General features: G+C 67.5%; 21 protein-coding genes. 3 read left to right on the top strand and 18 right to left on the bottom strand.

Annotation, left to right across the window (positions count from 1 at the left end):
• Positions 1 to 62: 62 nt before the first annotated feature.
• From gad to recO, 3 genes are all read right to left on the bottom strand, one after another.
• Positions 63 to 1,457: a glutamate decarboxylase gene (gene gad, locus ABD206_RS03665; protein WP_344069416.1), complete on the bottom strand. Its 1,395-nt coding sequence runs from the start codon at positions 1,455 to 1,457 to the stop codon at positions 63 to 65.
• Positions 1,458 to 1,524: 67 nt separating this feature from the next.
• Positions 1,525 to 2,346: an isoprenyl transferase gene (locus tag ABD206_RS03660; protein ID WP_344069413.1), complete on the bottom strand. Its 822-nt coding sequence runs from the start codon at positions 2,344 to 2,346 to the stop codon at positions 1,525 to 1,527.
• Positions 2,343 to 3,071: a DNA repair protein RecO gene (recO, locus tag ABD206_RS03655; protein WP_344069410.1), complete on the bottom strand. Its 729-nt coding sequence runs from the start codon at positions 3,069 to 3,071 to the stop codon at positions 2,343 to 2,345. Before recO ends, ABD206_RS03660 begins: the two co-directional genes overlap by 4 nt.
• A gap of 36 nt (positions 3,072 to 3,107) precedes the next feature.
• On the opposite strand from recO, the gene ABD206_RS03650 reads away from it, so the two are divergent.
• Entirely contained in the window at positions 3,108 to 3,803 is a 696-nt protein-coding gene (locus ABD206_RS03650) for a trimeric intracellular cation channel family protein (protein WP_344069407.1), read from the top strand.
• Here the strand turns inward: ABD206_RS03650 and leuA are convergent, their stop codons facing one another.
• From leuA to lepA, 12 genes are all read right to left on the bottom strand, one after another.
• Positions 3,804 to 5,564 carry a 2-isopropylmalate synthase gene (gene leuA, locus ABD206_RS03645; protein WP_344069404.1) on the bottom strand — a complete coding sequence of 587 codons (1,761 nt, stop codon included), beginning with the start codon at positions 5,562 to 5,564 and terminating at the stop codon, positions 3,804 to 3,806.
• A gap of 337 nt (positions 5,565 to 5,901) precedes the next feature.
• The gene (gene era / locus ABD206_RS03640) at positions 5,902 to 6,804 is read right to left on the bottom strand and encodes a GTPase Era (protein WP_344069401.1); all 903 of its coding nucleotides are present in this window, start codon (positions 6,802 to 6,804) and stop codon (positions 5,902 to 5,904) included.
• Positions 6,801 to 8,093: a hemolysin family protein gene (locus ABD206_RS03635; protein WP_344069398.1), complete on the bottom strand. Its 1,293-nt coding sequence runs from the start codon at positions 8,091 to 8,093 to the stop codon at positions 6,801 to 6,803. Before ABD206_RS03635 ends, era begins: the two co-directional genes overlap by 4 nt.
• Positions 8,090 to 8,560, bottom strand: a complete 471-nt coding sequence (gene ybeY / locus ABD206_RS03630) for an rRNA maturation RNase YbeY (RefSeq protein ID WP_344069395.1) — start codon at positions 8,558 to 8,560, stop codon at positions 8,090 to 8,092. Before ybeY ends, ABD206_RS03635 begins: the two co-directional genes overlap by 4 nt.
• The gene (locus tag ABD206_RS03625) at positions 8,557 to 9,588 is read right to left on the bottom strand and encodes a PhoH family protein (RefSeq protein ID WP_344071404.1); all 1,032 of its coding nucleotides are present in this window, start codon (positions 9,586 to 9,588) and stop codon (positions 8,557 to 8,559) included. The genes ybeY and ABD206_RS03625 overlap by 4 nt, the downstream gene beginning before the upstream one ends.
• 46 nt (positions 9,589 to 9,634) lie before the next feature.
• Positions 9,635 to 9,982: a histidine triad nucleotide-binding protein gene (locus ABD206_RS03620; RefSeq protein ID WP_344069392.1), complete on the bottom strand. Its 348-nt coding sequence runs from the start codon at positions 9,980 to 9,982 to the stop codon at positions 9,635 to 9,637.
• Positions 9,983 to 10,020: 38 nt separating this feature from the next.
• On the bottom strand, positions 10,021 to 10,758 hold the full coding sequence (locus ABD206_RS03615) for a 16S rRNA (uracil(1498)-N(3))-methyltransferase (RefSeq protein WP_344069387.1): 738 nt from the start codon (positions 10,756 to 10,758) through the stop codon (positions 10,021 to 10,023).
• 2 nt (positions 10,759 to 10,760) lie between these two features.
• Positions 10,761 to 11,873: a molecular chaperone DnaJ gene (gene dnaJ / locus ABD206_RS03610; RefSeq protein WP_344069384.1), complete on the bottom strand. Its 1,113-nt coding sequence runs from the start codon at positions 11,871 to 11,873 to the stop codon at positions 10,761 to 10,763.
• Positions 11,874 to 11,921: 48 nt separating this feature from the next.
• Entirely contained in the window at positions 11,922 to 12,959 is a 1,038-nt protein-coding gene (gene hrcA / locus ABD206_RS03605) for a heat-inducible transcriptional repressor HrcA (protein ID WP_344069381.1), read from the bottom strand.
• A gap of 100 nt (positions 12,960 to 13,059) precedes the next feature.
• The gene (gene hemW / locus ABD206_RS03600) at positions 13,060 to 14,274 is read right to left on the bottom strand and encodes a radical SAM family heme chaperone HemW (protein WP_344069378.1); all 1,215 of its coding nucleotides are present in this window, start codon (positions 14,272 to 14,274) and stop codon (positions 13,060 to 13,062) included.
• Entirely contained in the window at positions 14,274 to 14,918 is a 645-nt protein-coding gene (locus tag ABD206_RS03595; protein WP_344069374.1) for a DUF1990 domain-containing protein, read from the bottom strand. Before ABD206_RS03595 ends, hemW begins: the two co-directional genes overlap by 1 nt.
• Positions 14,919 to 14,928: 10 nt before the next feature.
• Entirely contained in the window at positions 14,929 to 16,776 is a 1,848-nt protein-coding gene (gene lepA, locus ABD206_RS03590) for a translation elongation factor 4 (RefSeq protein ID WP_344069371.1), read from the bottom strand.
• Between the two features lie 83 nt (positions 16,777 to 16,859).
• Here lepA and ABD206_RS03585 point away from each other — a divergent pair, with 83 nt between their 5' ends.
• Together ABD206_RS03585 and rpsT are read left to right on the top strand one after the other, a co-directional pair.
• Positions 16,860 to 17,582, top strand: a complete 723-nt coding sequence (locus tag ABD206_RS03585) for an alpha/beta fold hydrolase (RefSeq protein WP_344069368.1) — start codon at positions 16,860 to 16,862, stop codon at positions 17,580 to 17,582.
• A 111-nt stretch (positions 17,583 to 17,693) separates the two neighbouring features.
• Complete coding sequence (gene rpsT, locus ABD206_RS03580) at positions 17,694 to 17,954, top strand: 30S ribosomal protein S20 (RefSeq protein ID WP_344069365.1); 261 nt, start codon at positions 17,694 to 17,696, stop codon at positions 17,952 to 17,954.
• An 89-nt stretch (positions 17,955 to 18,043) separates the two neighbouring features.
• On the opposite strand, the gene holA is transcribed toward rpsT, so the two are convergent.
• From holA to ABD206_RS03565, 3 genes are read right to left on the bottom strand one after another with little or no spacing between them, the layout of a single operon-like run.
• Complete coding sequence (gene holA, locus ABD206_RS03575; protein WP_344069362.1) at positions 18,044 to 19,081, bottom strand: DNA polymerase III subunit delta; 1,038 nt, start codon at positions 19,079 to 19,081, stop codon at positions 18,044 to 18,046.
• A 9-nt stretch (positions 19,082 to 19,090) separates the two neighbouring features.
• Entirely contained in the window at positions 19,091 to 21,433 is a 2,343-nt protein-coding gene (locus ABD206_RS03570; protein ID WP_344069359.1) for a ComEC/Rec2 family competence protein, read from the bottom strand.
• Between the two features lie 2 nt (positions 21,434 to 21,435).
• A complete protein-coding gene (locus ABD206_RS03565) occupies positions 21,436 to 22,005 on the bottom strand; it encodes a ComEA family DNA-binding protein (protein ID WP_344069356.1) in 570 nt (189 codons plus the stop codon).
• Between the last annotated feature and the right edge of the window lie 80 nt (positions 22,006 to 22,085).

The following is a 22,085-nucleotide window of genomic DNA, read 5'->3' as shown; positions in this document are numbered from 1 at the left end:
GACGAATGGCGGGCGGTTTGCGACTGTCCCACCCGCCATTCGCCGGAGAATGCGCGTGCGCGTCAGTGGTGGAATCCGCCGGCCTCAGCTTCGTCCAGCGGCACGCCGACCGGGTGGCGGTCGAAGTGCGAGATCGCAGCACGATAGTCGTCCATCAGAAGACTTGCCTGGTCGCGGCTGAAGCCCTGCCGGACGAGGATGCGCTGGACCGCGAGGTCCTCGCGATGCGGCGGCATCGTGTACGCCGGGACCTGCCATCCGCGGGTGCGAAGGCGGTCGGCCAGGTCGAAGAGAGTGAAGTTGTGCTCGCGGTCCTCGCGAAGTTTCCACGACACGGCGGGAATCCCCGCCTCCGGGCTGCCGTCATTGATGATTTCGAAATGCCCGAGCTTGCCGATCTCGGTGGCGAGATACTGCGCTGTCTCATGGCACGACAGGTGGATCTTGCGATATCCCTCGCGTCCCAGCCGCAGCAGGTTGTAGTACTGGGCCACGACCTGTCCGCCGGGCCGAGAGAAGTTCAGGGCAAAACTCGGCATGTTGCCGCCGAGATAGTTGACGTTGAAGATCAGGTCCTCGGGAAGGTCGTCAGCATCCCGCCAGATGATCCACCCGACGCCGAGCGGCGCCAGCCCGAACTTGTGCCCGGACGCGTTGATCGACTTCACGCGCGGGAGCCGGAAATCCCACTCCAGCTCGGGGTAGGTGAACGGGGCGAGGAAGCCGCCGCTGGCCCCGTCGATGTGCATCGGGACATCCAGTCCGGTCTGTTCCTGCAGGCGATCGAGCGCGGCGTGCACCTCCTTCACGGGCTCGTAGACGCCAGTGAAGGTGACACCCAGCGTCGGCACGACCGCGATCGTGTTCTCGTCGACCCGAGCGAGCGCCGACTCCGGCGTCATGGCGAAGACGTCGCCCTCCATCGGGATCTCGCGCAGCTCGACATCCCAGTAGCGGGCGAACTTGTGCCAGCAGACCTGCACCGGCCCGGTGACCAGATTCGGCTTGTCCGTCGGCAGTCCCGCGGCGCGCCGACGCTCCCGCCACTTCCACAACAGCGCCATCCCGCCGAGCATCGCGGCTTCGCTCGAGCCCGTCGTCGACGTGCCGATCGTGTTGTGCGCGTCGGGCGAGTTCCAGAGGTCGGCGAGCATGTGGACGCAGCGCTGCTCGATCGCCGCCGTCTGCGGGTACTCGTCCTTGTCGACCATGTTCTTGTCGAGTGTCTCGGCCATGAGTGCAAGGACCTCGGGCTCGAGCCAGGTCTGGCAAAAGGTCGCGAGGTTCTGACGCGAGTTGCCGTCCAGCATCAGCTCATCCGAGACGGTCTGGAACACGTGGCGGGCCTCGTGCTCCTTATCCGGCATCCGGTACTTGGGGAGCGCGACCGACAGATCGGGCGAGGCGAACACCTCATCCAGAACCTCGTTGCGGATCGTGTCACGTTCGTGCAGCATGGACTGTCCTCTCGGGTTCGTCGGGCGGCCGGACGCCGCCGTCCCCGCGAAGCGTAGCGTGCGCGGCTTACGCGTTGCCTCCGCGCGCGACATGGGGTGTGTCCACCGCGCCGCCGAAACGACGATTGCGTCCGAGGTAGCGGTCGATCGCCTCCCAGAGATCCTGGCGGCTGAAGTCCGGCCACAGCGTGTCGAGGAAGACGAACTCGGCGTAGGCCGATTCCCACAGCAGGAAGTTCGATGTCCGCTGCTCGCCGCTGGAGCGCACGAACAGGTCGACGTCCGGCATATCGGGCAGATAGAGGTGGCGACGGATGAGCTTCTCACTCACCGCGGAAGGACGCACGCGTCCGGCCGCGACCTCTTCGGCGATCTGCTTCATCGCATCCACGAGTTCCACACGTCCGCCGTAGTTGACGCACATGGTGAGGGTGAGCACGTCGTTGTCGGCGGTGAGCTGCTCGGCGTACTGCAGCTCTTTGATGACACTCGACCACAGCCGCGGCCGGCGTCCCGCCCAGCGCACGCGCACTCCCCATTCGTTGAGCTGGTCGCGCCGGCGATGGAGGACATCCCGGTTGAAGCCCATGAGGAAGCGGACCTCGTCGGGCGAGCGCGACCAATTTTCCGTCGAGAACGCATAGACCGACAGGTGCTTCACTCCCGCCTGGATCGCACCGGCGACCACGTCCAGCAGCGCCGCCTCCCCCGCCTTGTGACCCTCGACGCGCGTGAGTCCGCGGCGATTTGCCCACCGCCCGTTGCCGTCCATGACGATCGCGACGTGATGCGGAACGGTGCCCTTCTCGTACGCCGGAGGATAAAGACCGGTCCAGTCCACGGGCCGGTACGGCACCGCGTCCTTGTGGGTATAGGCCTTGGGGGTCATGATCCGCCTCCGACGTGATCGAGTGAGCGGATGCCGCGCTCGAGGTGCCACTGTGTGTAGGCCGCGATCAGGCCGGACGCCGAACCGGTGTCGCGGGGAGAGGCCGCATCGATGATCTCCCACTCGCCGGCCACGAGCGAGCGCAACAGCTCGAGCGTTCCTTCGGCGACACGCACACCGCCCGCAGGCGCGCAGTTCGTGCACACCATGCCACCCAGCTGCGCGACGAAGTGCGCGTGCGGGCCTGGACGGCCACAGCGCGCACAGTCAGCGAGGGCCGGGGCCCAGCCGGAGAGCGTCATGACACGCAACAGGTAGGAATCCAGGATGCTGCGCGAGGCGTGGTCGCCGTTCGCAAGCGCCCGCAACCCGCCGAGGAGCAGCAGGTACTGCGCGGGGGTCGCCTCGGCATCCGACAACCGATCCGCGGCCTCGACCATCGCATTCGCAGCCGTGTAACGGTCATAGTCGCCGACGATCTGCGTACCGTACGAGCCGAGCGACTCCGCCTGCTGCACGATGTCCAGCGAGCGGCCCTGGTAGAGAAGCACGTCCGCGACCATGAACGGTTCCAGCCGCGAGCCGAAACGTGACGAGGTGCGCCGGATGCCCTTCGCAACAGCACGCACCTTGCCGTGGCGCCGGCTGAGAAGCGTCACGATGCGGTCGGCCTCGCCGAGCTTGTGAGTCCGCAGGACCACAACCTCGTCGCGATAGGTGGGCATCCTACGATTATCCCGGCAGGCGAGGACAATGGGGCTATGGACGACGCGATGCTCGTGATTCCGATCTGGGCGGATCTCGCCGCGGTCGGACTCGGCGGACTCCAGGGGGCGATGTTCGCCTCTGGATTCCGCGGCACTCGCCATCTGGATCTTCTCGGCGTCGCGTTGATCGGCATCCTGATCGGGATGGGCGGCGGACTCATTCGCGACCTGCTGTTGAACCAGCTCCCTGTCGTACTCCAATCGAACTGGTACCTCATCACCGCCGTCCTGGCGTCCATGGCCGGGATGCTCATCGCCACGTATCTTCAGCGCATCAACTGGCTGATCGTCGGCCTCGACGCCCTGGTGATCGGCCTGTTCGGGGCCTTCGGCACGAGCAAGGCGCTCTTTCTCGGGCTCCCCGAGGTGCCGGCGATCTTCGTCGGTGCCGCGGCGGCCGTCGGCGGCGGCATCCTGCGCGACATGCTGATGGGACTGCCCGTGGCCATCATGCACGTCGGCTCGCTCTACGCGGTCGCGGCCGCCTCCGGAAGCGCCGTGCTCGTCGTCCTCCACGCCTTCGGCGTGTCGCTGGTCGAGGCGGCGATCGTCGCGATCATCGTGACGACCACGATCAGGATCCTCGCGGTCGTGTTCGATATCTCCCTGCCGGAACAGCGCGCACTGTTCCGGCAGAAAGTCGCGATCGAGACCAGCCAGATCCCGATCGTGAAGACGGACGAGTCCTGATCAGACGGCGGCCAGCTGAGCGGCGCTCTCGCGGGTGCGAATCGCCCGGTTGACGCCCGACACGATCGCCTTGAGCGATGCGGTCGAGATGTCGCCGTCGATGCCCACGCCCCAGAGGCGCTCACCCTCGACCTGCAATTCGACGTACGCCGCGGCCTGGGCGTCACCGCCCGCGCTGAGGGCGTGCTCGACATAGTCGTAGACCGTGACATCGAAGCCCTGCTCGCGCAGGACCGAGACGAACGCGGCGACCGGACCGTTCCCGTGGCCCGCAGCGTCAACAACGTTCTCCCCATCGCGCAGACTCACGTCGAGCGTGACGTCCCCGCTCATATCGCTCTCGGTGCGCGTGGACAGCAGCTCGAACCGGCCCCACTTCGCCTCTGCGTCATCTGAGGGCAGGTACTCGTCGGTGAAGATCGACCAGATCTGATCGCTCGTGACCTCACCGCCCTCGGCATCCGTCATGGCCTGCACGACACCAGAGAATTCGATCTGCAGTCGGCGAGGCAGATCCAGGGCGTGATCGGTTTTCAGCAGGTAGGCGACGCCGCCCTTGCCGGACTGCGAATTGACACGGATAACGGCCTCATACGAGCGACCCAGGTCTTTCGGGTCGATCGGCAGATACGGCACGGCCCAGACCATGTCGTCGACGTGCACCCCGCGCGCCTCGGCTTCGGCGGCCATCGCCTCGAAGCCCTTCTTGATCGCGTCCTGGTGGGATCCACTGAACGCTGTGAACACCAAGTCGCCCGCCCAGGGGCTGCGCTCGTGGACCGGCAGCTGGTTGCAGTACTCGACCGTGCGCTTGACGTGGTCGATATCGCCGAAGTCGATGTGCGGGTCGATGCCCTGCGTGAACATGTTGATGCCCAGAGCCACCAGGTCGACGTTTCCGGTGCGCTCACCGTTGCCGAACAGACAACCCTCGATCCGATCGGCACCGGCCATGTAGCCGAGCTCGGCGGCCGCCACGGCGGTCCCGCGGTCGTTGTGCGGGTGCAGCGACAGGATCACGTTCTCACGGTGATTCAGACGACGGCTCATCCACTCGATCGAATCGGCGTAGACGTTCGGTGTCGCCATCTCCACCGTGGCGGGCAGGTTGATGATGACCTTCCGCTCGGACGTCGGCTGCAGCACATCGATGACCTGATTGCAGACGTCCACGGCGAACTCGAGCTCTGTGCCGGTGTAGCTCTCGGGCGAGTACTCGTAGAAGACCTCGGTGTCGGGGACCATCGCCTCGAACTTCTTGCACAGACGCGCGCCTTCCAGGGCGATGTCGATGATGCCCTGCTTGTCGGTGCGGAAGACGACCTCGCGCTGCAGCACACTCGTCGAGTTGTAGAAGTGCACGATGGCGCGCTTGGCGCCCTTGATCGACTCGTAGGTGCGCTCTATCAGGTGCTCGCGCGCCTGAGTCAGCACCTGGATCGTGACGTCATCAGGGATGACCTCGTCCTCGATGAGATGGCGCACGAAGTCGAAATCGGTCTGGCTGGCCGAGGGGAACCCGACCTCGATCTCCTTGTAGCCCATGCTCACGAGCAGATCGAACATGATCCGCTTGCGCTCGGGGCTCATCGGGTCGATCAGCGCCTGGTTACCGTCGCGCAGGTCGACGGCGCACCAGCGCGGCGCCTCGGTGATGTGGGCATCCGGCCACGTGCGATCGGGCAGCGAGACGCCGATCTGCTCGCGGAACGGGCGGTACTTGTGCGTCGGCATACCGGACGGCTTCTGGGTGTTCTTCACGGGGGTCGCTTCTTCCTGGCTCAAATGGAGCGGGCCGACACGAAGCTCCGCGACGGGGAAGGCCCTAAATCGAGGCCCCGTCGCGGCTGCTAAGGAGAAGCGAGCGCACGCGCATGCGCCCATGCTAGCAGGCCGCTCGAGCCGGACCATCTCGACATCCACCCCCGCGGCATCGCCGGCGGCACCGACGGGCGTCCCGCTCGTCATCTTCGGCGCCGACGGGGTCTCGTACACGGACGCCTCCGGGACATCCCGCTGGACCACGCCGGTGCGATGTGGGATGTCCTTGTTGGGACACGACGCGGCAGACGGTGGGACATGGATGCCATGCGAGTCGCTAGAACCCGAGGCGACCGAGCTTCTTGGGGTCGCGCTGCCACTCCTTGGAGACTTTCACGTGCAGCGACAGGTAGACACGGCTTCCGAGCAACGGCTCGATTCCGGCACGTGCCCGAGCTCCGACCTCGGCCAGGCGCGATCCCTTGCGGCCAATGATGATCGCCTTCTGGCTGTCACGCTCGACGACGATGTCGGCATACACGTCGGTGAGGTCGGAGTCCTCACGGGGCTCGACGTCCTGGACGACGACGGCGATCGAGTGGGGCAACTCATCGCGGACGCCTTCGAGAGCGGCCTCCCGGATGATCTCCGCGATCCGGTCTTCCTCGGCCTCATCGGTGACGATGTCGTCCGGGTACAGCGCCGGTCCCTCGGGCAGGAGGGAGAGGATCTCGTCGGCGAGGATGTCGAGCTGATCGTTCGTGGCGGCCGAGATTGGAATCACTGCTGCCCAGTCCTCACGCAGGGCGTCGACCTCCATGAGGCGCTCGGTGATCTGATCGCGCGCGGCGACATCGGTCTTGGTCACCAGGGCGATCTTTTTCGCGCGGGGGTAGCCGTCGAGGGATTCCGCGATACGTCGATCTCCCGGCCCCACCTTCTCGGTTGCGGGTGCGCAGAACGCGATCACGTCCACATCACCCAGCACCTCCTCGACGAGGTCGTTGAGTCGCTGGCCGAGGAGTGTCCGGGGGCGGTGAAGACCCGGGGTGTCCACGATCACGATCTGGCCGCCCGGACGGTTGAGGATGCCGCGGATGGCACGTCGCGTCGTCTGTGGCTTATCGCTGGTGATCGCGATCTTCTCCCCTACCAGCGCGTTCATCAGCGTCGACTTTCCGACGTTCGGGCGACCGACGAAGGTCACGAAACCGGAGTGGGGGTCTGCCGGGCTGTTCATGCGCGTGCTCTCTTCTCGTCGCGTGGCTGGTCGGCGGGCGCCACGCGCTCGACGAAGACGGTGGTGACACCGCGTCCCTTGCCGCGCGATGCGCCGCCGGTCAGACGCAGACCCGATACTTCGGCGACGGCGCCCGGCTGGGGCACCTTGCCGAGCTCTTTGCCCAGCAACCCGCCAACGGAGTCGACCTCGTCATCCTCCAGGTCCACGTCGAACAATTCACCGACCTCATCCAGCCCGAGCCGTCCGCTCACACGGAACCGTCCCGGGGCGACCTCGACAGCCTCGCTCGTGCGGGGGTCGAACTCGTCCGCGATCTCGCCCACGAGCTCTTCGATCAGATCCTCAAGGGTCACCAGACCCGACACCGAACCGTATTCGTCGACTACCATGCACACGTGCACGGCCTCCCGCTTCATCTGCTGCAGCAGCGTCTCGGCTTTCATCGACTCCGGGACGAAGACCGCGGGCCGGGCGAGCTGCGCAACCGGCGCCGCGGCCCAGCGCTCCTCGTCACGATAGGCGAACTGGACGAGATCCTTGAGGTAGACCATGCCGACGATGTCGTCGGCGTCCTCATCGATGACCGGCACACGAGAAACACCGGTTTCCAGGAAGAGATCCATCGCTGCGCGCGTCGTCGTGTCGGCATCCACGGTCACAAGATCGGGGCGGGGAATCATGACAGCGCGCACGAAGGTGTCAGTGAAGTCGAACACCGAATGGATGAGTTCGCGATCATCCTCTTCGATGAGGTCCTGCGACGCCGCCTCGTCGACCATGCTGAGAAGCTGCTCCTCGGTCGCGAACGAGGAGCCACGCGAGATACCGGGCGTGACCCGGTCACCGAGCGCGACCAGACCGTGCGCGAGGGGCCCGAGCACGATGCGGACACCACGGATCACCGGTGCGGCTCCCCGCAGGAGGGCCCGCGCATGATGCCGCCCGACACTGCGAGGGCTCGCGCCGACCACGACGAAGGAGATTCCGGTCATGATGGCCGCGGCCGCCAGCGCCGCCCACCACTCGTTGTCGAAGAGGAACATCAGCGCGATCGTGACGAGCACCGCGGCCGTCGTTTCCGAGAGGACACGGATGAAGCTGACCGCGGTCGCGTGGGCAGCGGGATCGTCGGCGATCCCGCGAAGATAGGCGGCGTTCCGACCCGTCTCAGACATCTCCTCGAGGTCGGCACGGGAGGTCACGCCGAGGGCAGAGTCGAGGGCCGCCATGAGGCCACCGAAGCCCACGAGGACCACGGCGGCGGCGAGAAGGAGAGCGGCGGTCACGGATGCGTACGGCGCCGCTCGGACGCATGGAAGCTGATGATGAGATCGCGCTGCAGCGCGAACATCTCCTTCTCTTCCGCCGGCTCGGCGTGATCGAACCCGAGGAGATGAAGCAACCCGTGGGTGGTGAGCAGGATCAGCTCATCGAGGGTCGAGTGTCCCGCCGTCTGCGCCTGGCTCTCGGCGACCTGGGGGCACAGTACGATATCGCCGAGCAACCCCTCCGGCGTGGGCGCCTCCTCCGTACCCGGGCGAAGCTCATCCATCGGGAAGCTCAGCACGTCGGTCGGGCCCGGCTCGTCCATCCACTGCACGTGCAGGGACTCCATGGCACCCTCGTCCACGAGCAGGATCGCGAGATCCGCGTCCGGGCTGACGTGCAGCTCGGCCAGGTTGTGCTCCGTGAGCCGGAGCAGCACCGTCTCATCGACGGCGACCCCGGACTCGTTGGTGATCTCGATCGTCATCGGCGTCCTCGCTGGGGAAGGTGGTCCCGAGGTCCACCGGTGTGGGGAACTTGCGTGCGCCGGTCGGCGCGGTTCGCGAACTCGGCTGCCTCATCCCGCTCACGTCGGGCCGCGAGGCGCTTCTCGTCGTACGCCGAGTACGCATCGACGATCCGACCGACCAGCGTGTGACGCACGACATCATCGCTGGTCAGATAGGCGAAGTGCAGGTCGTCGATGTTGCTCAGCACTCGGGTGACCGTACGCAGTCCCGAAGTGCCCTGCGGGAGGTCGACCTGCGTGATGTCTCCGGTGACCACCATTTTGGTGTTGAACCCCAGACGCGTGAGGAACATCTTCATCTGCTCGGGGGTCGTGTTCTGAGCCTCGTCGAGCACAACGAACGAGTCGTTGAGCGTGCGCCCTCGCATGTAGGCGAGCGGAGCGACCTCGATCGTGCCCGTCGCCATGAGCTTGGGGAGGATCTCGGGATCCATCATTTCGTTGAGGGCGTCGTACAGCGGTCGGAGGTAGGGATCGATCTTGTCCGTCAGCGACCCCGGCAGAAACCCGAGCCTCTCCCCCGCCTCCACCGCCGGGCGGGTCAAGATGATGCGGTTCACCTCTTTGCGCTGCAGGGCCTGCACAGCCTTGGCCATCGCCAGGTATGTCTTGCCTGTCCCGGCCGGACCGATGCCGAACGTGATCGTGTGGTTCTCGATGGCGTCGACGTACGCCTTCTGCCCGAGCGTCTTCGGTCGGATCACCCGCCCGCGACTGGAGAGGATGGCCTCGCCGAGCACCTCGGAGGGGCGCGGCCCGCCCTCGCTCCGCAAGATCCGGTTCGAGTTGGCGACATCCGCGGGCGCGATGCTGTGCCCGGCGCGCGTCATGGTCAACAGCTCTTCGACCAGCTCGCGCGCGGCGGACACCGCTGCGGGCTCGCCGGTAAGGGTGATCTCATTGTCGCGCACGTGGACGTCGACCCCTGGATGCTCCCGCTCGACCACGCGGAGCAGCCGATCCTGCGGTCCGAGCAACTGCACCATCGCGATGCCGTCGGCGAAGAGACGTTCGGTGATCGCTTCGTCGGATTCAGCCACCGAGGCTGCCTTCCGCGAGGTCGCCGCCGAGCACGTGGGCGTGTACGTGGAACACGGTCTGGCCCGCGCTCGGTCCGGTATTGAAGACCAGCCGGAACTCGCCGTTGCCGTGGACGCGGGCAACGTCCGCCGCCAGGCCCGTCATCTCGGCGAGGAGCGCCGGATCACCGTCCGCGAGCTCGACAACGTTGCGGTACTGCTCGCTCTTCGGGATCACGAGGAGGTGCAGAGGCGCCTGCGGAGCGATGTCACGGATCGCGAAGACGTTCTCCGTCTCGGCGATGATCTCCGAGGGGATCTCGCCGCGCAGAATCCGGGTGAACACCGACGCTTCGCTCATGCCTCCAGTGTACCGATGCGCTTTCCTCACCGACCGGTTCACCACCGCCCGAGGCGGGCACACAGCAACGCGATGGCTGCCGGACCCGCTGTCGACGTGCGCAGAACTTCGTCCCCGAGGCGGACGAGCGTGGCTCCCGCGCTCACGAGGACCTGCAGCTCACCGTCTGCGATGCCCCCTTCGGGTCCGACCACGAGGACCACGTCCCGCCAATCGGTCGCGTCCCACTCGATTGTCGTCAGCCTCTCGTCAGCTGTCGGTTCGAGCACGAGCATCCGCACCGACCCGGCGCGCGCGGCCAACGCCGCCGTCGTCTCGATACCGCGGACCACGGGGAGCCAGGCACGGTGCGACTGTTTGCCTGCTTCGCGTGCGATCGTGCGCCAGCGTGCGACGCCCTTTTCTTGCTTCGGGCCGTCCCACCGCGACACCGAGCGCGACGCCTGCCACGGAGTGATCACGTCGACGCCGAGCTCCGTCGACGCCTGCACGGCGAGCTCGTCGCGATCACCCTTGGCGAGGGCTTGCACCAGCTCGATCCGCACGCCCGGCGGGGGCACCTCCGAACGGACGATCACCTCGATCTCCACGCGTCGCGCATCCACCGCGACCACAGTTCCCTCGAGCCAGACGCCGCGTCCGTCGCCGACCGTGACAGCCTCACCCGCCCGTACCCTGCGCACCGCGGCAGCGTGATGTGCCTCCGACCCGGTGAGGACGATCTGCTCACCGGGGACGGCGGTGGCGGGCTCATCCAGCACGAAGTGCAGCGCCACGATCAGCCGTTCCGGAACCGATCGCGCAGCTTGGAGAACAGGCCCTGATGGAACTCGGCGAGCTGCGGGCGTGGCAACTTCGTCCGCGTGGCGAGTTCTTCGATGAGCGAGCGCGACTTCGCATCCAGCCGCGTGGGCGTGACCACGTGGACGCCCACGCGGAGGTCGCCACGCTGGTTGCCGCGCAACGGGGTGATGCCGCGTCCCTTGATCGTGAGCACGTCGCCGGACTGGACCCCGGGGCGGATCTCGAGATCGACGGGGCCGTCGAGGGAGTCGATACGGCTGGTCGTGCCGAGGATCGCGTCCGGCATCGACACCTCCAGGGTTGCGAGCAGATCCTCGCCGTCGCGGCTGAACACCGCGTGATCGGCCACCGAGACCTCGATGTAGAGATCGCCGTGCGGGCCGCCGCCGGGGCCGATCTCACCCGAGCCGGGCAACTGCAGACGAAGTCCGGTTTCCACACCGGCGGGGATGTCGATCGACACCGTGCGGCGCGCCCGTACGCGCCCCTGTCCCTGACACGTGGCGCAGGGATAGGGAATCGTCGTGCCGTACCCCTGGCAGGTACCGCAGGGCTGAGAGGTGACGACGTTGCCGAGCAGGCTGCGCACCGTCCGCTGCACGTGGCCGCTGCCGTGGCAGATGTCACAGCGCACCGGGGAGGTCCCCGGCTGCGTGCACGCCCCGTGACAGGTCTCACACTCGACAGCGGTGTCGACCTCGATATCGCGGTGGACACCGAACACGACGTCCTTCAGCTCGAGGTCGACACGCACGAGCGCATCCTGACCCTTCTCCTTGCGCGAGCGCGGCCGGCCGGCACGGGCTCCTCCCCCGCCGAAGAAGGTCTCGAAGATGTCGTTGAAGCCCCCGAAATTGGCGCCTGCTCCCCCGAAGGGACTGTCGCTGCCGCCCGCGTCGTAGCGCGCGCGCTGATCCGGATCGCTGAGCACGTCGTACGCGTGGGTCACGAGCTTGAAGCGCTCTGCTGCTTCTTCGCCAGGGTTCACGTCAGGGTGAAGCTGGCGGGCCAGCCGGCGGTACGCCTTCTTGATCTCATCGGGGGTCGCTTCGCGCGACACTCCCAGCACCTCGTAGTGGTCAGCCACGATCGCCTTTCTGCCCCATGCCGCGCACGGCATACAGCGGTCGTCGGTTCATCGATTGCTCTCGTCGTCCGAGAGCAGCCGCGTCAGATATCGTGCAACCGCGCGCACGGAGGCGAGATTGCTCGGATAGTCCATGCGTGTCGGACCCATGAGCCCGACGCGTGCCCGCGCTCCGGTCGCGTCGTAGTCGCTCGCGACCACGGAGGCCTCCGACAGCCCGAAGGCTTCGTTCTCTCGGCCGATGCTGGCGGCCAGGCCGTTGTCGTCGGCCACCATCTCGCCCATCAGGCGCAGGAGCGTCACCTGTTCCTCGATCGCTTCGAGCAACGGATAGATGCTCCCCCGGAAGTCGGCCTCGCGCCGGGCGAGATTCGCAGTGCCGGCCATGACGAGGCGATCCTGACGGAACTCGTCGAGTTCCTCCTCGACCACGCGAAGCACCGCGGCCACCGCGCGCTCGTGGCGTGTGGTCTCCGCTGGCGACGTCGCGCGCTCCTCGACGCGCGCCACGCCCTCGCGAACGGTCTTTCCCACCAGCAGTGTCGAGACCTCGGCGCGTAGGCGCGCGATCTCGGTCTCGTCCAGATCGTCGGGGAGCACCGCCAGTCGCTGCGACACGCGGCCGGTGTCAGTCACCACGATGACGATCACGCGAGGGCCATCGAGCGCCACAAGCTCTATGTGGCTGATGTTCGCTTTCGCGAAAGAGGGGTACTGGACGATCGCGACCTGGCCCGTCAGCTGGGTGAGCGCACGCACGGTACGCACCAGCACGTCATCCAGATCGTTCGAGCCCTCGAGGAACTGCGAGATCGCGGTGCGCTGTGCCGGCGAGAGCGGGCGGATCTCGGCGAGGTGATCGACGAACACGCGGTAGCCCTTGTCAGTCGGCACACGACCCGACGAGGTGTGCGGCGCGGCGATGAGCTCTTCGTCTTCGAGCAGGGCCATGTCATTGCGGATCGTCGCCGCCGACACACCGAAGGCGTGGCGCTCCACGATGGCCTTGCTGCCGACGGGTTCGCGGGTGTCGACATAGTCCTGCACGATGGCTCGCAGAACCTGCAGGCCGCGCTCGCTGACCATGTCTTCTCCCTTCGGCGCGCGAGGTGGGTCGTGCCGCGAACTGTTGGCACTCATCCACGGTGAGTGCCAATTCTATCGGATGCGACACCACGGACTCCCGTCAGGCGACGAGTGTCCGCACGATCGTGTCGGCGAGCAGTCGCCCGCGCAAAGTGGGCACCACACGACCGGCGATCGCGACCGGACCGTCGATGAGCCCGTCGGCGATGAGCCCCGCCAGGTCGCGGCGCTGCGTTGCGTCCAGCTCGGCGATGGGAAGCCCGTCGCTCGTTCGTGTGGCCAGCAGAACGCGCTCCAGCGTGCGGGCGGCGGCATCCGGGATCTCCTGTCCCGCTGCCGGCGACAGACCTCGCGCGAGCCGCTGTGCATAGGCCGCGGGGTGCCGCACATTCCAGAAGCGCACTCCGCCGATGTGGCTGTGCGCGCCCGGGCCGAAGCCCCACCAGTCGTGCCCCCGCCAGTACGCCTGGTTGTGCCGCGATCGCAGCATCTCACTCCTGGCCCAATTCGAGACCTCGTACCAGGCGAAGCCGGCCGCGGCGAGGGCCGCGTCCGCCCACTCATACATCGCGGCGTGCACGTCGTCATCGGGCGCGGGGTACTCGCCACGGCGGATCTGCCGCTCGAGCTTGGTGCCGGATTCGACGATGAGGGCGTAGGCAGAGAGGTGATCGGGCTCCAGCGCGATTGCGGCATCCACGGTGCGCTGCCACTGGTCAAGGGTCTCGCCGGGCGACCCGTAGATCAGATCGACGCTGACCTGCAGGCCGCCCCGTCGCGCCGCCGCGACGGCCGTCGTGACGTTCGCCGGGTCGTGCATGCGATCGAGCACAGCCAACACGTCCGGGACCGCGGACTGCATTCCGATCGAGAGACGCGTCACGCCCGCGTCGACGAGTCTTTCCACCACGGTGTCGTCGACCGTGTCCGGGTTCGCCTCGACGGTGACCTCCGCGTCGGCGGCGATTCCGAACTCGCCGCGCACGGCATCCAGCATGTGCGCCAGATCGCCCGGCGGCAGCAGCGTCGGCGTGCCTCCGCCGAAGAACACCGTCGATGCTTCTCGGCTCGGCCCGAGGTCGGCGAGCACACGCCCCGCCAGTGCCACCTCGCCCGCCAGCGTCTGGGCATAGTCGCCTTGGCGTGCGCCACGCAGCTCGGTGGCGGTGTACGTGTTGAAGTCGCAGTACCCGCAACGCACGCGGCAGAAGGGCACGTGGATGTAGGCCGAGAACGGTGTTCTCGAATCGATCCGCGCGCCCGGGAGTGATCCGTCGGCGGGCACCGGATCACCGACCGGCAGCGCCGCTCCCATCAGGATGCGAACAGCGGTGAGACCGCCTTGAGATAGCGCTCGAACAGCCGGGTGCGACGGCGGCGCACGAGGGTGGGAAGGATCCGATACAGCGCCGACACCGCGGTGTCGAAGGCCCGTACGGTGAACCAGACCTCGTCGTTCGGGCGCCACTCCAGCAGGAACAGCTCCTCGCCGCGCACCACCGAGCCCCCGACGGTGCCGAGAGCGACGGCGACTCGTCGCGGCTCCTCCACCGCGAGGATCACGCGAAGATCCGCGTCCGCGCGATATCCGTCCACACGACCGCTGACATGGATGCTCGTGCCGGCGCTGACGTAGGGAGTGCCCTCCGCATCGAAGCGCTGCTCCGCCTCGCGCCGTGCCGGACCCACGGGGGTACCGTCCGCGTCGTAGGACACACCGGTGTACCCGGGTCCCGCAGCCGGATGCACGTTCGAGATGCTCAGACCCGCGCCACGCAGCGGTGTCCACGTCAACAGCGACTCGGTCGCCGTCGCGAATCGCTCCTCCCCGCTGCCGAGGCGCCAGGACTGCTCGGCGGGAATGCTGCCCTCGGGCGGGAACTGCATCAGGTCGGGTGCCTGCGTGGCCCCGACCGCTGCGTAGTCGACGGTCTCGTCCCGGAATGTGCCGCGGCGCATGGTGGTCAGACTACTTCTCTTTGCCCTCGACGTCGCCAGAGAGTGCGGCGATGAAGGCCTCCTGCGGCACCTCGACTCTGCCGACCATCTTCATGCGCTTCTTGCCCTCTTTCTGCTTCTCGAGGAGCTTGCGCTTGCGGGTGATGTCGCCGCCGTAGCACTTGGCGAGCACATCCTTGCGGATCGCGCGGATCGTCTCTCGCGCGATGATGCGCGCACCGATCGCCGCCTGGATCGGCACTTCGAACTGCTGGCGCGGGATGAGCTTGCGCAACCGTTCAGCCATCATCGTGCCGTAGCTGTACGCCTTGTCACGGTGGACGATCGAGCTGAAGGCGTCCACCTTCTCGCCCTGCAGCAGGATGTCGACCTTCACGAGATCGGCGGTCTGCGATCCCGCGGGCTCGTAGTCCAAGCTCGCGTAGCCCTGCGTCCGGCTCTTCAGATGGTCGAAGAAGTCGAAGACGATCTCACCGAGGGGCATGGTGTAGCGCAGCTCGACGCGCTCCTCGCTGAGGTAGTCCATCCCCAGCAGGCTGCCGCGACGCGACTGGCACAACTCCATGACGGTGCCGACGTAGTCCTTGGGGAGCAACACGCCGACTTTCACGACCGGCTCCGAGACCTCCGAGACGCGCCCGTCCGGATACTCGCTCGGGTTCGTGACGGTCACGGTCTCTCCCGTGTCGGTGAGGACCTCGTACGTCACCGAGGGCGCGGTCGTGATCAGGTCGAGTCCGAACTCGCGAGAGAGGCGCTCGGTGATGATCTCGAGGTGCAACAGCCCCAGGAACCCGCAGCGGAAGCCGAACCCGAGCGCCACCGACGTTTCGGGCTCGTACTGCAGGGAGGCATCCGAAAGCTTGAGCTTGTCGAGGGCCTCGCGCAGCTCGGCGTAGTCGCTGCCGTCGATCGGGTAGATGCCCGAGAAGACCATCGGCTTCGGATCCGTGTACCCGGCCAGCGCCTCGCTTGCGGGCTTGCGCTGGTTGGTGACGGTATCGCCGACCTTCGACTGGCGCACATCCTTCACACCGGTGATGAGATATCCGACCTCTCCGACCCCGAGTCCCTTCGTCGGGATCGGCTCAGGACTGGACACTCCGATCTCCAGCAGCTCGTGCGTCGCCTTGGTCGACATCATCTGGATGCGTTCGCGCGGCTCGAGCTTGCCGTCCACCATGCGCACATAGGTCACGACACCGCGGTACGCGTCGTAGACCGAGTCGAAGATCATCGCGCGGGCGGGGGCGTCGGCGTCTCCCACGGGTGCGGGAATGTCCCGCACAATGCGATCCAGCAGCGCCTCGACGCCCATTCCCGTCTTGCCGCTGACGCGCAGCACGTCGTCGGGGTCACCGCCGATGAGGCTGGCAAGCTCCGCCGCGAACTTCTCTGGGTCGGCTGCGGGAAGATCGATCTTGTTCAGCACCGGGATGATCTGGAGGTCGTTCTCGAGTGCCAGGTACAGGTTCGCCAGGGTCTGTGCCTCAATACCCTGCGCGGCGTCGACGAGGAGGATCGCCCCCTCGCATGCGGCCAGCGACCGACTGACCTCGTAGGTGAAGTCCACGTGACCAGGGGTGTCGATCATGTTGAGGGCGAAGGTGCCGTCAGCCGTCGCCCACGGCATCCGCACCGCCTGGCTCTTGATCGTGATGCCGCGCTCGCGCTCGATGTCCATGCGGTCCAGGTACTGCGCGCGCATGTCACGTTCGGCGACGACGCCGGTGATCTGCAGCATGCGGTCGGCGAGGGTCGACTTGCCGTGGTCGATGTGAGCGATGATGCAGAAGTTGCGGATCTGCTCCGGAGGAGTGGCAGCCGCCGGCAGGGGCGTGAGGGCGCGGGGGGACATATCCGCACGATTCTACCGGGCGCGGAGGGCAATCCTGCGGCACCCACCAGCCCTCCCGCAGGAGCGGTCGATAGCCTGAGCTCATGTCCACCGCCGTCGTGCTCGTCCACGGCATCCGCACCTCGCGCACCATGTGGCGCGCCCAGCTCGAGTACCTGGACGGGCGGGGCAATCCCGCCGTCGCCGTGGACCTTCCCGGACACGGTGCCCGCATGGATGAGACCTTCTCCCTGCAGGGCGCGTTCGAGACGATCGACGGGGCCGTACGCGCGGCCGTCGCGGAGCACGGTCGCGTCCTGTTGGTCGGACACTCGATGGGTGGCCTGCTGAGCGTGGAGTACACCGGATCGGCCGATTGGCACCCGGTCGACGGTCTGGTCGGCGTCTCCTGCACCGCGATTCCACGCGGGGCTGCGCTGCGTGCGTATCGGACGCTCGCTCGCGGCTTGGACGCCTTCCCGGACCGCGGCGCCTGGCTGAGCGAACGGGTCCTGGACGCGACCCTCCCCGACGAGACGCGCGGGGATTTCGGTGCCGGCGGCTACGCATTGGATGCTCAGGACGCAGCCCTGCGCAGCCTTTCCGTGCTCGATCTGCTGGCGGCGCTCGAGCGCATCGAGGTTCCCCTGTGGTTCGTCAACGGCCAGTTCGATCAGCTCCGGGTGAACGAAAGACTCTTCACACGAATGGCCCCGGATGCCGAGCTCATCGTCTTCCCGCGCACGAGCCATCTGGTCACCGCCATGCGCCCGAACGAGTTCAACGCCGTCCTCAACCTCGCGCTCACGTCGCTCGAGCAGACCTGATAGACTCGGTTTTTGGCTTGCGTGTGGGTAGCCCCCTCACGACCGCCGTCCGGCGCCCCTCTCTCGCCGTCGGCAACTCATCCATCACTCCGAACGAAAGAACGTCGACACGTGGCGAACATCAAGTCGCAGATCAAGCGCAACAAGACCAACGAGAAGGCGCACGAGCGCAACAAGGCTGTCAAGTCCGAGCTGAAGACGCACGTGCGCCGCACGCGCGAGGCGATCGCCTCGGGCGACAAGGCCGCGGCCGAAGCCGCGCTGGCCACCGCCTCCAAGAAGCTCGACAAGGCCGTCAGCAAGGGCGTCATCCACGAGAACCAGGCCGCGAACCGCAAGTCGGCCATCGCGAAGCAGGTCGCCGCTCTCTGAGCCCCACCCGCATCACACAGCGCCCGGAACCGCAAGGAACCGGGCGCTGTGTCGTTCCCGGACTGCACCATCAGCCTCGGACTACGCCGCTACGAACCGAACGGCGCCCGCGTCGCGACCACGGTGACCAGACGCTCCAGCGCGAACACCGCGTCACGCGACGCGCCCTTCACCTCGGCATCCGCACGCGCCGCCGCCTGGATGGCACCTGCCAGCGCGGCTTCATTCCAGCCGCTGAGATCACGGCGCGCTCGGTCGACCTGCCAGTCCTTGACCCCGAGGCGCGCGGCCAGCGCCTGTGAGGGCTCCCGTGACCCCGCCACACGCGCCATGGTGCGCAGCTTCGACGCGATGGCCGCGACCATCGGCACCGGGTCGACACCCGAAGCCAGCGCTTGTCGCAGCGTGATCAAGGACTCGCCGTACCGCCCCGCGATCGCGGCATCCGCCACAGCGAATCCTGTCGTCTCGACCCGGCCCCCGTAGTAGCGGCGCACGACATCTTCGGTAATCGATCCCGGCACATCCGAGATGAGCTGCTGGCATGCTGCGGCGAGTTCGGTGACATCATCGGCGAACGCCGCCACGAGCGCGCGCAGTGCACCGGAGTCGATTCGCCGGCCGACGGTCGAGAACTCTCCGGCGGCGAAATCGTACTTGTCGGCGTCCCGCTTGATGGCGGGACACGCCACTTCGACTCCCCCGCCCGCGCCGCCGCGGATCGCTTCCAGCAACTTCTTTCCGCGCACGGTCGCACCGGTATGCCGCAGCAACACGGTCGCGCCTTCCTGCGGCCCCTCGAGATAGGCGAGGGCCTCGCTCAGGAAGGCATCCGAGGCCTTCTCCACCCCGAACACCCGCACCAGACGCGGTTCGCCGAACAGCGACGGCGACGAGACCGTCAGCAGCGTTCCGGCGACGTAGTCGTCTGCTCGGATGTCCGTGACCTCAAGGCTCGCGTCGGCGGCTCGGAGCTGGTCTCTGATGCCGGCGATCGCGCGTTCAGCGCAGACCTCTTCTGCGCCGCTGACCAGGATGATCGGCGCCGGTCGCGGTTCACGCCACGACACCTGCGGGATCTTGCTGCGCGTCCCGCCGGTCGCGGAGCGGCGGGGGGCCGGTGACATGACTCCAGCCTAGTGATCACCCCCGACGGCCTCGGCCGTCGTCGGTTCGCCCCGCTCGCGCCAGAGTGTCACCCCATCGCCGACGGCGCTCACAGCCAGCATGCCCGACACATCCGCTCGACCGATCACAGCATCCGACAGAAGCGCCAAGAGGGAGTCGCGCGGATGGCCGTAGTCATTGTCCCGGCCGACCGTGATGAGCGCCAGGGGCGCCGCGATAGCGCGGTAGAGCTCGGGATCCTGATCGCCCGAACCGTGGTGGGCGACTTTCACGAGGTCATACGAACCCGCCACCGCATCTCGGAGCACGGCCTGCGCCGATGCTGAGAGATCCCCGAGGAAGATCGAGCGCGGGACACCTCCACCGCTGAACTCCACGACGACAGACGCGTCGTTTCCCGGCGGAAACACCGTCTGGGCCAGAGGCCATCGAACGACCCAGGACGACGCACCCAAACGGCCTCTCATTCCGGCGGCGGCCACCACCGCGCGCGCACCGTCATCGGCCAGGGTCGTGAGCACGCGATCCGAGGGGGCATCCGGTGAGGGCCCGTGCACCACCTGAGATACCTTCCCCACGACCGCACCCACTCCCCCGACATGGTCGGCATCGAAATGCGTGAGAACGAGCAGATCGATGTGACTGACCGCCGTACGGCGCAGGCACTCCGCCAACAGCTCCTCATCCGGGCCGGTGTCGATCAGTGCGATCGCCCCGGCGCTGCGCACAAGCAGCGCATCTCCCTGCCCGACATCGCACGCGATCACCGACCACTCGGTGGGAACGACCCACCGCGACGAGAGCGCACCGGCAACCACCACGCCGCCGCCCACACCCACCGTGAGGGCAAGAACGGTGAGAGCGCATGCCCGCGCGAGCCGCGCGCGACGTCCCGTCGACGTGCTGATGATGATCACGCCGACGGCAAGCCCCAGCGTGGCAAGGGCCACAAGCCCCCAGACGCCCTCCGCCCACGGCAGATTCGCGCGCGGCAGGCGTGACGCGACCTCCGCGGTCGCCCCGACCCAGGATGCCGGGATCCAGGCCAATACCGTCAGCCCGCTTTGCAGGATCGGGATCGGCGCGCAGAGGCAGGCGAGCAGCCCGAGCACCGTGGCCACCGGAGCAGCCGGCGCCGCGACGATGTTCGCAGGCACACCCCAGAACGGGATGACAGGGCTGATCAGCACGAGGATCGGTCCGCAGGCGAGCTGAGCAGCCAGGGGGACGGAGATCGCCAATGCGAGGGGGGACGGAAGCCATCTCGACAGGCCCCGCGCCATCGGCCGCGCGAGTGTGAGTAGAGCGGCGGTCGCCGCCACGGACAGGGCGAACCCGAGCGAGGTCGCCAACCAGGGATCCATGATCAGAAGGACGGTCACTGCCGCGGCCAGGATCGCGATGCCTGCGGCCGATCTGCCCCACAGCACGGCGAGCATCGCGCCGCCCGCCATCACCGATGCTCGCACCACGCTGGGCTCCGGCGTGACGAGAACGACGAAGCCCGCGAGCGCGAGGACACCGACGAGCAGCCGAGTACGCCTTCCGCCGCCGAGTACCGACGCTGCGCCCGCCGCGATAGCGACTACCAGTGCACAGTTCGCCCCAGAGACCGCGGTGAGGTGTGACAGTGATGAGGCCTTCATGGCGGCATCCGTCGCACCACTCACACTGGAGGTGTCTCCCACAGCCAGTCCTGCGATGAGCTCGCCGCCCGACCCCGGAAGTCCCGCCGCAGCCGCGACGAGGGATTGCCGACCTGCCGCGGCCACGGCGAACACACCCTGTGGCGGCGTGAGGACGGTGACCTCACGCGCGATGACGAGAGCCACGGCCCGCCGGCCGGGGCTCACTTCGAACGCAGAGCCTTCGAGGGCGATACGCGCCCCGACGTCCAGCGATGGGGTCAACGTCTCGGCGGGTACCCTGACAGAGATCGGGGTGGGCTCGACCTCCTCTCCCGCCAGGGAGGACACCAGTGCGTCGAATTCGCGGGCGCCATCGTCGCGCGGCTCGAGTTTTCCCACGATCACGGCTGTGGCTGCCACAGATCTTCCCGCCTCACCCACTCGCTCGGCCATATCGGCACGCGTGTGGACGGCTGCGGCCACGTGCGAGGCGGTGGCGGCTGCACAGGCCAGTGCCACGACTGCCATCACCGCTCCCGCGCGCCACCGTCGCGGTGGGCGGCGGGCGTCTGCGGCGAGGACGACCAGGCCAGCGATCACGCTCACGCCGCATCCCGCGACGACCCAGCCGGACGCTTCCGGAGAGACGACGAGAAGAGCCGCACCCGACCACGTGAGTATCATCGCCGGGACCAGACGCCACGCGCGGATGCCACCGGGCACGGTCAGATCCCCACCATGTCCCGTATGCCGGCGAGCAGCTTCGCGCCGATTCCGGACACCGCGAGCAGGTCCTCGACGCTGGTGAATCTCCCATTGTCTTCGCGCCAGTCGATGATCCGCTGTGCGATCGCGGGTCCGATGCCCGGCAACGTGTCCAGCGCCGCGATATCCGCCGTGTTCAGATTCACCAGACCATCGCCCGTCCCCGTCTGAGGGCCGGCGACCTCCCCCTCCCTCAGGACGACGAGCTGTTCCCCGTCCGAGACGCTGCGCGCAAGGTTGACGGCAGCCCGATCGGCGTCCTCGCTGAACCCACCCGCCGCCGCGACGGCATCCACGACCCGGGCACCCGGCGGGAGGAGATACAGACCCGGCGCCGTCACCGCGCCGGACACATGCACGTACAGCGACGGCTCGGCGATCTCCACTGTCGTCGCGTCCACGACGGTCTCGACGGGCGCCGAGGCACTCCGGATGACGCCGATCGCGACCGTGACCGCGAGAGCCCCAAGGACCAGGACGACCACCGCGCCCGTGCCCCAGCGTCGGCGTTCGGAGCGGTCGGCAGGCACGGCGCCACGCTAGGTTCCCCCGGACCTTGCCTACCGGCGTACCCCTGCTCGCCCGCGACCGTACGAAACGAACGTCGCTG

The organism is Microbacterium sediminicola, assembly GCF_039531125.1.
Taxonomy (GTDB): domain Bacteria; phylum Actinomycetota; class Actinomycetes; order Actinomycetales; family Microbacteriaceae; genus Microbacterium; species Microbacterium sediminicola.
This window is presented reverse-complemented; position numbering and strand designations above follow the sequence as displayed.

Excerpts from the sequence above, each read along its gene's own strand:
- gad (WP_344069416.1), bottom strand. The coding sequence starts at position 1,457 with ATGCTGCACGAACGTGACACGATCCGCAACGAGGTTCTGGATGAGGTG.
- ABD206_RS03660 (WP_344069413.1), bottom strand. The coding sequence starts at position 2,346 with ATGACCCCCAAGGCCTATACCCACAAGGACGCGGTGCCGTACCGGCCC.
- recO (WP_344069410.1), bottom strand. The coding sequence starts at position 3,071 with ATGCCCACCTATCGCGACGAGGTTGTGGTCCTGCGGACTCACAAGCTC.
- ABD206_RS03650 (WP_344069407.1), top strand. The coding sequence starts at position 3,108 with ATGGACGACGCGATGCTCGTGATTCCGATCTGGGCGGATCTCGCCGCG.
- era (WP_344069401.1), bottom strand. The coding sequence starts at position 6,804 with ATGAACAGCCCGGCAGACCCCCACTCCGGTTTCGTGACCTTCGTCGGT.
- ybeY (WP_344069395.1), bottom strand. The coding sequence starts at position 8,560 with ATGACGATCGAGATCACCAACGAGTCCGGGGTCGCCGTCGATGAGACG.
- ABD206_RS03625 (WP_344071404.1), bottom strand. The coding sequence starts at position 9,588 with ATGGTGCAGTTGCTCGGACCGCAGGATCGGCTGCTCCGCGTGGTCGAG.
- ABD206_RS03620 (WP_344069392.1), bottom strand. The coding sequence starts at position 9,982 with ATGAGCGAAGCGTCGGTGTTCACCCGGATTCTGCGCGGCGAGATCCCC.
- hrcA (WP_344069381.1), bottom strand. The coding sequence starts at position 12,959 with ATGGTCAGCGAGCGCGGCCTGCAGGTTCTGCGAGCCATCGTGCAGGAC.
- hemW (WP_344069378.1), bottom strand. The coding sequence starts at position 14,274 with ATGGGAGCGGCGCTGCCGGTCGGTGATCCGGTGCCCGCCGACGGATCA.
- ABD206_RS03595 (WP_344069374.1), bottom strand. The coding sequence starts at position 14,918 with ATGCGCCGCGGCACATTCCGGGACGAGACCGTCGACTACGCAGCGGTC.
- lepA (WP_344069371.1), bottom strand. The coding sequence starts at position 16,776 with ATGTCCCCCCGCGCCCTCACGCCCCTGCCGGCGGCTGCCACTCCTCCG.
- ABD206_RS03585 (WP_344069368.1), top strand. The coding sequence starts at position 16,860 with ATGTCCACCGCCGTCGTGCTCGTCCACGGCATCCGCACCTCGCGCACC.
- holA (WP_344069362.1), bottom strand. The coding sequence starts at position 19,081 with ATGTCACCGGCCCCCCGCCGCTCCGCGACCGGCGGGACGCGCAGCAAG.